General features: G+C 53.5%; 12 protein-coding genes. 10 read left to right on the top strand and 2 right to left on the bottom strand.

Annotated elements, in window-relative coordinates:
• The first annotated feature begins 87 nt into the window (after nucleotides 1–87).
• Nucleotides 88–1,257 carry an alanyl-tRNA editing protein gene (locus C812_RS11250; protein ID WP_016312780.1) on the top strand — a complete coding sequence of 390 codons (1,170 nt, stop codon included), beginning with the start codon at nucleotides 88–90 and terminating at the stop codon, nucleotides 1,255–1,257.
• Nucleotides 1,258–1,272: 15 nt separating this feature from the next.
• Here the strand turns inward: C812_RS11250 and C812_RS11245 are convergent, their stop codons facing one another.
• On the bottom strand, nucleotides 1,273–2,166 hold the full coding sequence (locus C812_RS11245; protein ID WP_016312779.1) for a LysR family transcriptional regulator: 894 nt from the start codon (nucleotides 2,164–2,166) through the stop codon (nucleotides 1,273–1,275).
• Between the two features lie 136 nt (nucleotides 2,167–2,302).
• Here C812_RS11245 and C812_RS11240 point away from each other — a divergent pair, with 136 nt between their 5' ends.
• The 4 genes from C812_RS11240 to C812_RS11225 all read left to right on the top strand — a co-directional run bounded on the left by C812_RS11240 (nucleotide 2,303) and on the right by C812_RS11225 (nucleotide 6,506).
• Entirely contained in the window at nucleotides 2,303–3,073 is a 771-nt protein-coding gene (locus tag C812_RS11240; RefSeq protein ID WP_016312778.1) for a class I SAM-dependent methyltransferase, read from the top strand.
• Nucleotides 3,074–3,271: 198 nt separating this feature from the next.
• Entirely contained in the window at nucleotides 3,272–4,249 is a 978-nt protein-coding gene (locus C812_RS11235) for a carbohydrate ABC transporter permease (protein WP_016312777.1), read from the top strand.
• Nucleotides 4,246–5,070 (top strand): carbohydrate ABC transporter permease, encoded by an 825-nt coding sequence (locus C812_RS11230; protein ID WP_016312776.1) that lies wholly within the window; start codon nucleotides 4,246–4,248, stop codon nucleotides 5,068–5,070. The genes C812_RS11235 and C812_RS11230 overlap by 4 nt, the downstream gene beginning before the upstream one ends.
• A 41-nt stretch (nucleotides 5,071–5,111) precedes the next feature.
• Entirely contained in the window at nucleotides 5,112–6,506 is a 1,395-nt protein-coding gene (locus tag C812_RS11225; RefSeq protein WP_016312775.1) for an ABC transporter substrate-binding protein, read from the top strand.
• A gap of 313 nt (nucleotides 6,507–6,819) precedes the next feature.
• Here the strand turns inward: C812_RS11225 and C812_RS11220 are convergent, their stop codons facing one another.
• Nucleotides 6,820–8,037: an MFS transporter gene (locus tag C812_RS11220; protein ID WP_016312774.1), complete on the bottom strand. Its 1,218-nt coding sequence runs from the start codon at nucleotides 8,035–8,037 to the stop codon at nucleotides 6,820–6,822.
• A 251-nt stretch (nucleotides 8,038–8,288) separates the two neighbouring features.
• On the opposite strand from C812_RS11220, the gene hemE reads away from it, so the two are divergent.
• From hemE to C812_RS11195, 5 genes are all read left to right on the top strand, one after another.
• The gene (gene hemE, locus C812_RS11215; RefSeq protein ID WP_016312773.1) at nucleotides 8,289–9,350 is read left to right on the top strand and encodes a uroporphyrinogen decarboxylase; all 1,062 of its coding nucleotides are present in this window, start codon (nucleotides 8,289–8,291) and stop codon (nucleotides 9,348–9,350) included.
• A gap of 57 nt (nucleotides 9,351–9,407) precedes the next feature.
• Complete coding sequence (gene hemH / locus C812_RS11210; protein ID WP_036625105.1) at nucleotides 9,408–10,349, top strand: ferrochelatase; 942 nt, start codon at nucleotides 9,408–9,410, stop codon at nucleotides 10,347–10,349.
• A 6-nt stretch (nucleotides 10,350–10,355) separates the two neighbouring features.
• Nucleotides 10,356–11,780: a protoporphyrinogen oxidase gene (hemG, locus tag C812_RS11205; protein ID WP_016312771.1), complete on the top strand. Its 1,425-nt coding sequence runs from the start codon at nucleotides 10,356–10,358 to the stop codon at nucleotides 11,778–11,780.
• 184 nt (nucleotides 11,781–11,964) lie between these two features.
• Entirely contained in the window at nucleotides 11,965–13,392 is a 1,428-nt protein-coding gene (locus C812_RS11200; protein WP_016312770.1) for a CapA family protein, read from the top strand.
• 37 nt (nucleotides 13,393–13,429) lie between these two features.
• On the top strand, nucleotides 13,430–14,164 hold the full coding sequence (locus C812_RS11195; protein WP_009222756.1) for a glycerophosphodiester phosphodiesterase: 735 nt from the start codon (nucleotides 13,430–13,432) through the stop codon (nucleotides 14,162–14,164).
• Nucleotides 14,165–14,186: the final 22 nt, after the last annotated feature.

The raw sequence follows: 14,186 nt of genomic DNA, 5'->3' as shown, positions 1-14,186 counted from the left end.
CGGCGATTATTCGGTATAGTAGATGGAAGAAGTTTGGTGATGAGGATCCTAAATTGAATGTTACCTAAAAAGAGAGGGAACCAAGCGATGACGACAAGACTATATTTCGACGATGCCTATTTGACCCATTGGACCACCCGCATCAAGGACAAGCTGGAGCGGGAGGATGGCATTTACGTTGTTCTGGAAGAGAGCGCCTTCTATCCCCATGGAGGAGGTCAGCCCAACGATACCGGACGGATTGGAGGGATTCCGGTTCTGGATGTGATCAGTGAGGGCGATGTCGTGCTGCATAAGGTGGAGCGTTTCCCAGAGGAGGCCGAAGTACGCTGTGAAATCGACTGGGATCGCCGGTTTGACCACATGCAGCAACATAGCGGGCAGCATTTGCTATCTGCGGTTTGTCGCGAGCTATATGAAGCGATGACCGTGAGCTTTCATCTGGGTGAAGATTATTGCACCATTGATGTAGAACGTCCCGAACTGTCTGCGGAACAACTGGAGGCGATTGAACGCGAAGCGAACCGTCATATTTATTTGAATCACAAGATCTCCAGCTACTTCGTTACCCAGGAGGAGGCGTCCCGACTGCCGCTGGTGAAGCCGCCGAAGGCGGTCGACCGCGTCCGCATCGTGGAGATGGAAGACGTGGAGTACAACGGTTGTGGAGGTACGCATGTGGCGGCGACCGGTGCGATCGGGATGATTAAACTGCTGAAGACCGAGAAGCAGAAGGGGAATGTCAGGATCTTTTTCAAATGTGGGTACCGGGCCCTCAGAGAGTTTCAGGAGCAGCAACACATTTTAGTGACCATTACCGCCAAATTGAAAACAGGCCGGGACAGCATTCTGGAGCGCCTCGACAAATGGGAAGATGAGCAGAAGCGGTTGCAACGGGAGTACGATACGTTAAAAGAAGCGATGGACGAAGTAACCGTACGTGAGCTGCTGGAGAAGCGCGCAGGCGGGATCATTGCGCAAATCTATGCGGACAAGTCCTTGAAGGATTTGCAAAGCCTTGCCCCAAAGCTGACGGCCCAAACTGATGCAGCGGTCCTGCTGGCCGCGGAAGCGGAACAGAAGGTGGTGCTGGCCCATAACGGCAGCCTCTCGCTGTCCTGCGGAGCCTTCTTCAAGGAGCATCTCTCTGCTTATGGAGGCAAAGGCGGCGGCAGCGACAAGCTGGCACAGGCCGGCTTCAGCAGTTGGGCGGATGCGCTGGCTTTTTATGAGTTTGTGAAGCAGACTTTATCGTGAAAAAAATACCGGGCGTCATCCATGCGGATGCTCACGGATCAAATCGACAAAACGTTGGACCGCTGGAGACAGCGGTTCGTTTTTTCGCGTATAGACCGAGATCGTATTCATCAGGTCTACGCCTTCCACGAAGACGCGGCTCAGTAGTCCGCGCTCCACGTATTCCCTAACCACCAGCGCCGAAACGAAGCTGGCCCCGTACCCGGCAATCACCGCCTGGACGGTTTCGTTTAACCCGTTAAATTGCAAGGCGATGCGCGGCGCCTGTGCATTGTAGGTCCGGCATAACGCCATAAACCGCTCCCGCGTGGAGCTGCCGATCTCCCGCATGACGAAAGGCTCCCTGACCATGTCGTGGAGGGAGACGCGCTGTCCCGCATACCGATGTTTCGGGGGGACGACAAACCACAATTCGTCCCGGAACATTTCCTCTGCATGAACCGATTCAGGGTAGGCTTCCGGCAATCCGCCGTAGATCGCCAAATCTACCTCCAAATTCAGCAGTTGCTTTAGCGCATCCGTCGAATTTGTCGTGTTGATGCTCATCTCCACATGCTCGTATTGCGATTTAAATTTCGCGATCCAAGTCGGGACGAGGAAATGCGCGGGCAAATAAGTGGCTGCCAGCCGGATATGCCCCAGCTCCCCCATTTTATAGTCTTGCAAAAAATGCTCGATCTGCTGCTCTACCGCAAAGAGGCGTCGGCTGTAGGTAAACAGCTTGTCCCCGACGTCGGTTAAGGCGATGCCGCGTCCTTGCGCTTTCAGCAGGGGCAGTCCCAGTTCCTTTTCCAGCTTACGGATCTGGGCGGAGATGGCCGGCTGGCTGATGTTTAACAGCTCCGACGCGCGCGTCACACTGCCTGTCTCCGCAATGACGTGGAACAACCGCAAGGCGTGTAAGTTCATTCCACTTAAGCCCCTTTCAATTCATAACTTATATCTATGATTTACTTATAAAGATATATTATATTTATGGGTCTAAATCAACTACAATGTCCTCAGCAGGAAATATAATCGTATGCCAAAAGGAGCTGAGGCAGGAATGAACCAGGAAAAACTCGTATATGATTACGATCGGCAGGGGACAAATTATGCCGGATATCGGCGGACAGATCCGCGTATTGCGCGGTATGTGTTCGAGGCGTTGGGGGATGCCCAAACGATCATCAACGTGGGCGCTGGAACCGGGTCCTATGAGCCGAAGGACCGGTATGTCGTCGCAGTAGAACCTTCCGCAACGATGCGCAATCAGCGGAGGGCGCGCGGAACGGTTCCGGCCGTCAACGCCTGGGCGGATGCGCTGCCTTTTGATGATCAGGCTTTTGATGCGGGGATGGCGATGGTCACTGTCCACCATTGGCCTGATTTTCGCCATGGCCTTCAGGAGCTGAGAAGGGTGACGCGGGGGAACGTCATCGTCTTGACCTTTGATCCGGATGCGCTCGATTCGTTCTGGACGGCTGAGTATTTTCCGGAGCTGATCGAAGTCGAGCGGCGGCGTTATCCGAAACCGCAGGACATTCTTGAAGCGCTGGGAGGGGGAGGGCAGATCATTCCGTTGCCCATTCCACTGGATTGTATTGATGGATTCCAGGAAGCTTTCTACGGCCGTCCGGAAGCGTTCCTGATCCCCGAGGTACGTCAGGCCCAGTCAGCATGGGGCTTCTTGGCGGAAGGCGTGGAGGAGCGCCTGGTTCAGCGCTTGGCCGATGCTTTGAAATCCGGGGAATGGGACCGCAAATACGGGCACTATCGGAACATGCCAACCATGACAGGGTCACTCCGGCTGATCGTCAGCGAATCCGAAGCATGAAGATAAAGTCCACATTCTTATAAGCTGTCTTCACCGCATACGCGTGGGAGGCGGCTTTTTTGCGTTTCCTTTACTGTGCGATGACGATTTTGACGCCCCCTTGATCCATGGCTAACGTTCCGCTGACATCCAAGCTATACACTAGCAGAGGAATTGAACAACCATCTCAACCTTCATAAGAAAAAGGAGGCTTCCCTCATGAGCGAGCTGGATCACCAGGTGAGTCTGCCATCAAGGGGCCAATCCGTAGCATCGGCTTCTGCAGCGACTCGTCGACCTGCCCGCGCCGCAACCTTAAGACAACAGAACATTCGAGAACATGCGCTGGCCTATACGTTTCTGGCTCCGTCGTTGCTCCTGTTTGTCGTGTTTTTGTTCTACCCGCTGCTAAAGTCGGTGTACTTGAGCTTACACAGCACGGACCCGACTGGTCGGATCGCCGCATTTGTGGGCTTCGACAATTTTACCGGCCTTTTTGCCTCCGGCTTATTTGTCAGCGGGATGAAGGTGACAGCACTCTTTGCCTTATTCACCGTGCCAACCGGCATGCTGATCGCGCTGGTGCTCGCAGCATTCACGCATCATCTTCGACGGGGGAGACGGTTTTTCCAATTCGCCTACTCGCTGCCGTTGGTACTCTCCGTTGGTTCAGCGGCGGTCATTTGGAAGTTTCTGTTTCACCCTACTTTAGGTATGCTTAACTACTTACTTGGCTTGGCCGGCGTGGGTCCGGTACCTTGGCTGATCAGCCCGGACTGGGCTTTGTGGTCCGTGTCGCTGATGACGGTCTGGATGAACTTGGGCTTTAATTACATCATCCTGTCCAGCGGGATGCAGGGAGTTCCCGACGAGCTGTACGAAAGTGCCAAGATCGATGGAGCTGGTCCGATGACAACGTTTCGCAAAATTACGCTGCCGCTTCTGTCGCCCACGTTATTTTTCCTGTTGGTGGTGTCCGTCATCAGTGCATTCCAATCGTTTGGGCAGATCAACATTCTGACATCGGGCGGGCCGATGAACCGGACGAACGTCTTCGTCTACACGATCTACCAAGAAGCCTTCGTCAACTTCCGGTTTGGTACGGGCAGTGCCCAAGCGCTTCTACTCTTCCTGGTCATTCTGCTATTGACCTTGATTCAGTTCAAATGGGTAGAAAGGAAAGTCCACTATCAATGAACAAGCTGACCTTTAACCATATCATTGTGTTGTTGTTCATGACCGTAGCTGCGGTTCTCATCCTTTATCCTATCGTTTACAGCCTGTTTATGTCCGTCATGACGCCGCAGGAAGCCAGCGCCTATCCACCGCATCTGGTGCCGCATTCGCTGCATTTGACCAACTTTGCCGAGGTGCTACAGATCGTTCCGATTGCCTTGTTTATCGGGAACACCTTTCTGGTCTCCGGGATTGTGATGCTTGGACAATTGATCACCGCCAGCTTGGCAGCCTATGCCTTCGCCAAGATGGAATTCAAGGGCAAAGGCTTGATGTTCAGCTTATTTGTCGCCACGATGATGGTTCCTTGGGAAGTAACGATGATCCCCAATTATTTAACCGTACGCAGCCTGAATTGGTTGGACAGTTACCAGGGGTTAATGGTGCCGTTTTTGGCCACTGCTTTTGGGACGTTTCTGCTTCGCCAGTTTTTCCTGCAGCTGCCGAAGGAGCTGTTCGAGGCCGCGAAAATCGATGGCTGCGGGCATGTCCGTTACTTTCTGTTCCATGTGCTTCCGCTTTCTAGACCGGCGCTTGGAACGCTGGCGGTGTACTCTTTTTTGAATATGTACAACAGTTACTTATGGCCGCTACTGATCACCAACAGCAAATCGATGCGCACGGTGCAAATTGGCATCTCCATGCTGGAATTTCAGGAGACAACCTCTTGGAATCTCGTATTCGCAGGGATTACGTTAGTCATTCTACCGTCCCTGCTGTTACTGGTGTTTGGACTTAAGCAACTCGTTCGCGGGATGGCGGCCGGGGCGCTGAAAGGCTAAGGAAATATCAAAATCATTTTACTTAAGGAGAGGTTCGAACAATGAAAAGGTTTTGCTTCAAAAGCATGCTGCTGGCCATGGCAGCGTTGATGATCGTTATTGCCGGGTGCGGCGGGAATGGGAATGACGCAGGAAGCAGTGCGGCAACCGGGGGAACCAATACCCGCAGCGACAATTCGGCAAGCGCCAGCTCGGGGAAGAAGCCGATTCACCTGACCTGGTGGCACTCGATGTCAGGGGCGAATGAGAAGGCTATTAACGAGCTCGTCTCGGATTTTAATGCGAGCCAATCCGATATTGAAGTGGAAGCTGTGTTCCAAGGAAGTTACGATGAGAGCTTAAATAAGCTGAAAGCTTCGATGGGCTCGAACAGCGGCCCACACTTGATCCAAGTGTACGAAATCGGCAGCAAATTTATGATCGACTCCAAGGCGATTACACCGGTGCAGAAGTTTATTGACGCAGACGGCTATGATCTCTCGCAGTTAGAACCTAACATTACTCGCTATTACACGATCGGCGGCCAGTTAAATGCTATGCCGTTTAATACGTCGAACCCGATACTTTACTACAACAAGGATGCCTTCAAAGCCGCAGGTCTGGATCCGGAAAATCCGCCGAAAACGTTTGAGGAGTTTGAAGCGGCAGCTACCGCGTTGAGCAAGAAAGGGCAGCCAGGCGCGGCGATTGCAGTTTATGCTTGGCTCATCGAGCAGTGGTTTGCCAGCCAAAATGCCGATTACGTGAACAACGGCAACGGACGTGAAGCGGATGCCACCGAGTCGCTGCTCGCATCGGAGGCGGGGGTGAACATTCTGGAGTGGTGGAAAAGAATGGTGGACAACGGAGTTGTCGCTAATTTGGGCCGCAATACCGATGACACGGACGCTGCCTTTGCTGCAGGCCAAGTGGCGATGACCTTAAATTCAACGGCGGCACTGCGTAACATCGTAGGAGCGGTTGGCGACAAATTCGAAGTAGGCACTGCCTTCCTGCCAAGACCCGCCAGCGCCAAAGAAGGCGGCGTGATCGTTGGGGGCGCAAGCTTGTATATCATGAACAACAAATCGGAAGAAGAGCAAAAAGCGGCATGGGAGTTTATTAAATACGTAACCTCTCCGGCTGCGCAGGCGAAATGGAGCGTAAACACCGGCTACTTCCCGATCACGAAAGCAGCTTACGACGAGCAGGTGCTGAAGGATAATATGGCGAAATATCCGCAGTTCCAGACCGCTGTTGATCAGCTGCATGCATCGACGGAATCTACGGCGACCTCCGGTGCGTTGATGGGCGTCTTCCCGGAAGCGCGTCAATTCGTGGAAGGGGCGATCGAGGAAGTGCTGAACGGACAAAAACCGCCGAAGCAAGCATTGGAAGACGCCGCCAAGCAAATTACCGAGAAGATCAAGCAGTATAATGCGACGGTGCAGAAGTAACTTTATATTTTTGAAGAAAAGTCGGGAGATTGTCCCGGCTTTTTTTACTTGGGATATTTAACTGTAAATCCTAACGTTAATTTCGAAGGTATTCCCCATCTGCGAAGAATAACAGTAAAACCTGCCGTTAATTTTGGGGAAAAGCGCACTATCGCGCAAATTTGTCCGAAATAACGTTACTTTTTGCTGTTAATGATGCTAAAACGGCGGATTGGCCTCGAAATAACAGTTGGTTTTCCCGTTAATTATCTTCGGTTCTCCGAGCAGTAAGACCGCTGGTCGACACTATTTACATAAGTCAACCTCTTACAGCCTACCTCGGCGCTGGCATTCGCGGCTTTGGATGCGAATACAGCTTCACGCGCACCCAGAGCATATTAATCAGCAGCAGGATGCCGGAGATTACAAACAAGCCCTCGATACCGATGTACCCGGCGAGAAAGCCGCCAATCAGCGAACCCATCATGTTGCCCAAGGCGAGGGTACTGCTGTTAAACCCAAATGCCCGGCTCTCCATGCCGTCCGGGGTGTAAAAGCGGATCAGCGCGTTGACGCTAGGCAGCAATCCCCCCATGAACACGCCCATCAGGAACCGAATGGCGATCAATTGCCACACCGTCTGTACGAACGCCTGCGGAATCAGCGTAGCCGCCGCTCCAATCAGGCAAAAGGTCAGAATACGGTGAGCGCCCAGCTTGTCGCTGATTCTGCCGAGTATCGGCGAAGTGATCATATTGGAAATGCCCGTCACGGCGCTGACAAATCCGGCCCAGAACGCCACGTCTGCGGTTTGTCCATGAAGCTTCTCCACATAGAGAGGCAGCAGCGACATCGGGCTCAGCATCGCAAACTGCAGCAAGAAGGTTACGGCGAATAACGCGGTGAGCTGCGGCGTTTTGTTCAGCTCCAGGAAGCCTTGCAATACAGAAGGCTGCGGCGTGTGCAGCGCCTCCTCCCGATCGAACTTCTCGCGTACGAAGAGGAGCGCCAGCATGGATGCGATAAACAACAGCACCCCTGTAATGTAAAAAATCGGACGAAATCCGATCCACTCTGCCATCAACCCGCCAATTAAGGGGCCGAGGATCGTGCCAGCCACGTTGCCTGACTGGATCGTGCCCATCGCGAAACCCATTCGCTCTTTCGGCGCTGTACCTGAGATCAGTGCGACAGAAGCGGGGTTAAAGCCGGAGATCGTTCCGTTTAGCAACCGCAGGCCAAGCAGGTGCCACGGCTGGGTGGCGAAGCCCATCAACGTAATGACGATGGCCATGCCGAAGCCGGAGCGGAGCAGCATAATCTTACGTCCGTATTTGTCGGCGAGCTTCCCCCAGATCGGTTGAAAAATAAACGAAGTCGCGAAGTTAGCAGCAAAAATCATTCCAGCCCACAGCCCAATCGCCCGCTCTCCATGCACGTGCAAATCCCGCGCCAGATACAGCGAGAGGAACGGTGTAATCATCGTCATCCCGGCGTTGACCAGAAACTGCCCGAACCACAGCACAATGAGATTTATCTTCCAAGTTTTCAATTGTGCTTTCACTTCCTTTCGCTGAGGTTCTAGGATGCGTGAAAAACTTAGAGTTATACCAGTATACACCATTGAAAACCGGGATCAGGGCATTCTTCATAGCATCTTCATCCGATTGTCATAGGTTCGCCACGTTGTGATAGTTGTTACTTACTTTTAAGTAGGGCATAATGTAGATTAGAATGTTTATAGTGTAGATTGAATGTTCAGTTATCAAAATTTGGTTTCTACGAGTATTGGAGGCGTGCGGTTTGGCTTATAATGATCGCTTGATCCGGGCCCTGCGGAAGCAGGAGGTGGATCGCCTTCCGGTTTGGTACATGCGCCAGGCGGGCAGGTATGATCCGGATTACCGGAAAATCAAAGAGAAATACAGCTTATTGGAAATTTGCCGGCAGCCGGAGCTGGCGGCGGAAGTGACCATGATGCCCGTTCGTAAGCTTGGCGTGGACGCGGCTATTTTGTATTCCGATATTATGAATCCGGTTGCTTCACTGGGCGTTAAATTCGATATCGTCAAAAATATCGGCCCGGTCATCGAAGAACCGATCCGTACGCTTGCGGATATTGAGCGGCTTCGACCGATCGACGTTCACAAGGATTTATCGCATGTCTTGGAAACGATTGCGATTTTGGACAAGGAGCTGGATGTGCCGCTGATCACATTTGCCGGTGCTCCGTTTACGATTGCCAGCTACTTGATCGAAGGGCGGCCGTCCAAGAGCTATATCCGCACGAAAGCGATGATGTACGGCGATCCAGAAGCTTGGTTCAAACTGATGGACAAGCTGGGTGATATGGTGATCACCTACCTTCGGGAGCATGTAGAAAGCGGAGGCAAGGCGTTCCAACTGTTTGACAGCTGGGTAGGCGCGCTCGCTCCGAAAGATTTTCAGCGGTATGTACTACCAACGATTACCCGTATTTTTGCCGAACTTCAGGATTTGGATGTACCTAAAATTTATTTTCCTGGTGTCAGCTCGGGAGAGTTGCTGCCGACATTAACGGATATCGCTGCCGATGCCGTTGGCCTCGATTGGCGGGTATCGATTACAGAAGGCCGGCGCCGGACGGGCGGTAAATTTGCGATGCAAGGCAATTTGGACCCGTATGTGCTCACTGCACCAATGGATGTGATTAAAGCGCAAGCAAAGGAAATTATCGATGACGGCCTGACCGCCCCTGGATATGTGTTTAACCTGGGCCATGGTCTGTTTCCGGAGGTTTCGCTGGAAAAACTGCGCGAGCTGACGGAATTCGTACACGAATATTCAGCAGAAGCCATCATGCATCAACCTGTACGGCGTGCGTAAGACTAAGCCGCATTGAATGTAGCCACACAACTTTTGTACTTGAGGTGAATTGATATCGTGAAGTCAAAAATCGGAGTTTTGGTGATGTCTTATGGCACGCCGCAAAGTATGGATCAGGTTGAGGCGTATTATACGCATATTCGGCGTGGACATCCTCCAACCGCAGAACAACTTCAGGAGCTGGTCAGCCGGTATGAGGCGATCGTAGGCGGGGTGTTCCCGCTGCGCGCCAATACCGATAAACAGGTTGCCGCTCTGCAGGAGAGTTTGAACCGGATGTCCGCGAACCTAGATGTTGAATTTGTCTGCTACCAAGGATTAAAACATGCTCATCCCTTTATTGAAGATGGCGTAGAGCAGATGGCGAAAGACGGCATCCGTGAGGCGATTGGCATCGTGCTTGCTCCGCATTATTCCGTAATGAGCATCGGCGGGTATATTAAGCGGGCACAAGCGAAAGCGGAGGAACTGGGAGTGTCGGCACGCTTCGTAGAGAGCTATCATATGCATCCGAAGCTGATTGAGGCGTTCGCCCAACGTGTATCCGCTAAGCTGGATCAGTTCGAGGAGGCTGGCGCTTTGCGTGATGAAGTGAAAGTGCTGTTCAGCGCTCACAGCCTGCCGGAGAAAATCTTGCAAATGGGCGATCCGTACCGGGATCAACTGCTGGAGACGTCCCAAGCGGTTGCCGAGAAAGCCGGTGTGAAGAACTGGCAGTTTACGTGGCAAAGTGCCGGACGTACCGCTGACCCTTGGCTTGGGCCGGATATTTTGGACACGTTGAAGGAATTAAGCGAGCAACAGGTAGAGGACGTCTTGGTGGCTCCGGTTGGTTTCGTGTCGGACCATCTGGAAGTGCTGTACGATTTGGACATCGAAGCTAAAACAGTCGCCAAAGAGCTGGATATGCGGCTGGAGCGGATCGAATCGCTGAACACCGAACCTTTGTATATGGAAGCGCTCAGCGACGTCATTATCAAATCTTGGGAAAAGAGATGAGAAGGCATGCGTGATTCTTCACGTCAAGTGGTCATTATCGGCGGGGGGCTGACCGGTCTGTCCGCGGCCTTTTACGTTCGGAAATTTTACAAGGAACGGGGTGTTACCCCGCAAATTACGCTGCTGGAGAAGGGGAGCTCCCTAGGCGGCAAAATTGAAACACTGGAGAAGGACGATTTTGTGATCGAGAAAGGTCCGGACTCTTTCCTGGCACGCAAGACGGCGATGATTGATCTGGCGAAGGAGCTGGGGTTGGAAGGCGAACTCGTCTCGATGAATCCGGAGGCCAAGAAGACCTACATCGTCAGCGAAGGGAAGCTGCATCCGATGCCTTCTGGGCTGGTGCTGGGCATCCCGACCGAGCTGGGGCCGTTCTTGCGCAGCGGTCTTGTCTCATGGAGTGGCAAAGCCCGGGCGATGCTGGACCTCGTGATGCCGCCTCGGCTCAGCGAAGAGGATGAGTCGCTTGGCGCATTTATCGAGCGCCGGCTGGGTGCCGAAGTGCTGCAAAACATCACCGAGCCGCTGCTCGCGGGCATTTATGCTGGCGATACTTACCATCTCAGCCTGCAATCGACCTTCCCGCAGTTTGGCGAGGTGGAACGAGCTTACGGCAGTCTGATCAAAGGCATGATGTCTGGGAAGAAGCCTACGGAGACGCACACCGGCACTAAACGCAGCGCCTTCCTCACGTTCCGTAAAGGATTGAAGACGTTAGTGAACGGCTTAGTCGAGTCGCTGTCGGATGTGGATTGCCGCTTGCACACTGAGGTGGTGGAACTTCGTCGCACCGGAACGGAAGTGTATGAAGTTGTCCTTGCCTCGGGCGAGGTGATCCCAGCGGATGAAGTGATCGTTACGGTGCCGGCGTTTGCCGCTGCTGAGCTGCTGCGGCCGCATGTGGATGTGACCGCGCTGGATGCGGTGAACTATGTGTCCGTGGCCAATGTGGTTATGGCCTTTGACCGCGAGGATGTCACCGGGCAATTTGACGGCTCCGGCTTCCTCGTGCCGCGCAAAGAAGGCATGAACATTACCGCCTGCACATGGACCGGCATCAAATGGCTGCACACGAGCCCGGACGACAAAATGCTGCTGCGCTGTTACGTCGGCCGCTCCGGCGACGAGGAGAAGACGTTCTTGCCTGACGAGGAGCTGCTGGAGCTGGTGCTCGGCGATTTGAAACAGCTGATGAACATTACGGCTCGGCCGTTGTTCACAGAAATTACCCGGCTGCCTAAATCGATGCCGCAGTATCCGGTGGGCCATCTGCAGCAGGTTGCGGAGCTGCGCAGCGAGCTCACGCAGAAGCTGCCCGGCGTATATGCAACAGGAGCGGCGTTTTACGGCGTTGGTCTGCCTGACTGCATCAAGCAAGCGAAGGAGCTGGCGGAGCAATTGGCCGACCAGCTGAAGGTCGCTCAAGCTTAAGGCGATGGCCGGCTAACCGCCCTGACATAGGACTTCCTGACCCCTTGCCCGTAAAATAGGCGAGGGGTTCTATTTATTTCCTCAGACCTGATATAATAAAATCAAACGGTCGGCTTTACAACGCGAAGGAAGGGGGACAGCGCCTTCCATCGTAACGATAGATCTATGCAAAAAGGAGTCCGTAATGTACCCACCAAGGTCGGAAAAATACAAGAAAAAACAGCAGGAAAAAAAGCGGCGTCAAAATCGGATTTGGCTGACGTTGAACTTGACTCTCATCACTTTAATTTTCGTGCTGGGAGCTTACTTTTATTTGGAGGAACGCACTGGTCAAGCGAGATTGGACTCGGGAACGGAGCAGCAGCTGCCAGGAGCTTGGGGCGACAACGGGTCAGTTGTTGGCGATACGACAAGCGAAGATGCTCCTAGCGTGCAGCCGGAGGACAACGATGCTGGGTCTGCAGGAACGGAAGACGAGAAGGGGCAGAAATCCACGAACCCAGGTGAGAACGCATCCGGTGAAAATAACGCCGCCGTTACCGGCGACGAGGATCAAGAGGGAGCAGCGGATTTGCCGTCCAATGGTGGAGACTTAAGCGAGGCAGACGGCAAAGGGGATCGGCTGTTGGTTCATTTTGCAGGGGACACCATGTTCTCCGGCAAAGTGGAGGAGCGGTTAGAGAAAGCGGGCTATGAGCTTCCGTATGAGTACGTGCGAGGATTATTCCAGAACGACGATTTAAGCGTTCTGAATTTGGAGACGCCGGTTACGACCGGCGGGGAGCCGGCGGAGGACAAAACCTATGTGTTTAAATCGCCGCCAAAGGCGATTGGACCGATGGCTCAAGCCGGCGTGGACGCTGTGAATTTGGCGAACAACCATGTGTTAGACCAAGGGGTTTCCGGCCTCCTGGATACGATGAAAGCTTTGCGGCAGCAAAACGTGATGTATGTCGGGGCTGGCAAGAACAGTAAGGAAGCGTACGCCCCAGTTTATGTGGAACGCAGAGGGATTAAGATTGCCCTGTTTGGCTTCAGCCGGGTCGTCCCGGAGCCGGGATGGGTGGCCGGAGCGAACAAACCGGGCGTAGCCTCGGTCTATGCGCCGGAAGCTGCGTTGAACGCCATTCGAGCGGCGCGCAAAAACGCAGATCTCGTATTCGTGATGGCCCATTGGGGCAAGGAGCGGACGACCAAGCTGGAGGAGCACCAGCAGAAGCTGGCGCACGCCTTCATTGACGCCGGTGCGGATCTGGTCATCGGCGGTCATGCGCATGTAATGCAAGGGCTGGAGCAATACAAAGGGAAATGGATTGCCTACAGTACGGGCAACTTTATTTTTACGAAATCCAAGGATCCGAAGACGTGGGAAACTGCGGTGTTCGCCGCTTCCTGCACACGTGACGGAGATTGCGATCTGAAGCTGATCCCGTTCCGTACGGAACTCGGGCAGCCTGTGCCGATGAACGCCGAGGACGGAAGCAAGCTGTTAAAAGAAATCGAGGGCTTCTCACCGGGGGTAAGAATCTCCGAGGACGGAGAAGTGAGCACCTCGAAGACCGGGTGGATTCAAGAATCTGGTACTTCGCTGTTGGGGGATGACCAGACCTAAGTGGAAGGATCGTTTCCGATCAGAAGGAGGCGAGAGCATGCGTAACCCATGTGTTGCTCATCGCGGTTTCTCAGGAATTGCTCCGGAGAACACGATGGCTGCGGTCCAGCTTGCCATGGAGCAGGAGGATGTCCACTGGATCGAAGTTGATGTACAATGTTCAAAGGACGGCGTGCCTTTGTTGATTCATGATTTTACGCTGAACCGCACGACAAACGGAAAGGGACCGGTCAAGGACAAGACTTGGGCGGAGCTGCAAACGTTGGATGCGGGGAGTTGGAAATCCAAGGCTTACCGCGGGGAGCGGCTGCCAAGCCTCGATGAATTTCTCGATGCCGTCGCCGGACGGCTGCGGGTCAATCTGGAAATCAAGACCGAAGGGAATATGTACCCCGGGCTGGAGGAAAAGGTGGTCGCTGCGGTCAAACGGCGGCATATGGAGCATGAGGTGGTGCTGACTTCGTTTGAACCGCGAATCCTGGCGAAGCTCAAGGAGATCGGACGAGGAATCCGCACAGGGCTGATCATCGATCGGCAGCCCAAAGATTTGCTGTTGCGGCTGAAGCTGTTGCACTGTTCGTTCTTATCGATTTATTATCGGGCATTAACCGCAGAGCTGGCTGCCAAAGCGTTCAAACACGGCATTGAAGTGATGGCTTGGACGATGGATGATGTGAAGTCGCTGCGGAAGGTGGCGGCGATGCATCCTGACATCCTGCTCTGCACGAACCGGCCGGATGTTTGGCGCCAAGCGATCGTAACGGGAAAGTGAAAATATCGATTGGGAAACCATA

It is taken from the genome of Paenibacillus barengoltzii G22 (assembly GCF_000403375.2).
In the GTDB taxonomy this organism is placed as follows: domain Bacteria; phylum Bacillota; class Bacilli; order Paenibacillales; family Paenibacillaceae; genus Fontibacillus; species Fontibacillus barengoltzii.
The sequence above is the reverse complement of the archived record's forward strand: the minus strand, read 5'-3'. Positions and strand labels throughout refer to the sequence as shown.

Excerpts from the sequence above, each read along its gene's own strand:
- C812_RS11200 (WP_016312770.1), top strand. The coding sequence starts at position 11,965 with ATGTACCCACCAAGGTCGGAAAAATACAAGAAAAAACAGCAGGAAAAA.
- C812_RS11225 (WP_016312775.1), top strand. The coding sequence starts at position 5,112 with ATGAAAAGGTTTTGCTTCAAAAGCATGCTGCTGGCCATGGCAGCGTTG.
- C812_RS11245 (WP_016312779.1), bottom strand. The coding sequence starts at position 2,166 with ATGAACTTACACGCCTTGCGGTTGTTCCACGTCATTGCGGAGACAGGC.
- C812_RS11250 (WP_016312780.1), top strand. The coding sequence starts at position 88 with ATGACGACAAGACTATATTTCGACGATGCCTATTTGACCCATTGGACC.
- C812_RS11235 (WP_016312777.1), top strand. The coding sequence starts at position 3,272 with ATGAGCGAGCTGGATCACCAGGTGAGTCTGCCATCAAGGGGCCAATCC.
- C812_RS11195 (WP_009222756.1), top strand. The coding sequence starts at position 13,430 with ATGCGTAACCCATGTGTTGCTCATCGCGGTTTCTCAGGAATTGCTCCG.
- C812_RS11230 (WP_016312776.1), top strand. The coding sequence starts at position 4,246 with ATGAACAAGCTGACCTTTAACCATATCATTGTGTTGTTGTTCATGACC.
- C812_RS11240 (WP_016312778.1), top strand. The coding sequence starts at position 2,303 with ATGAACCAGGAAAAACTCGTATATGATTACGATCGGCAGGGGACAAAT.
- hemG (WP_016312771.1), top strand. The coding sequence starts at position 10,356 with ATGCGTGATTCTTCACGTCAAGTGGTCATTATCGGCGGGGGGCTGACC.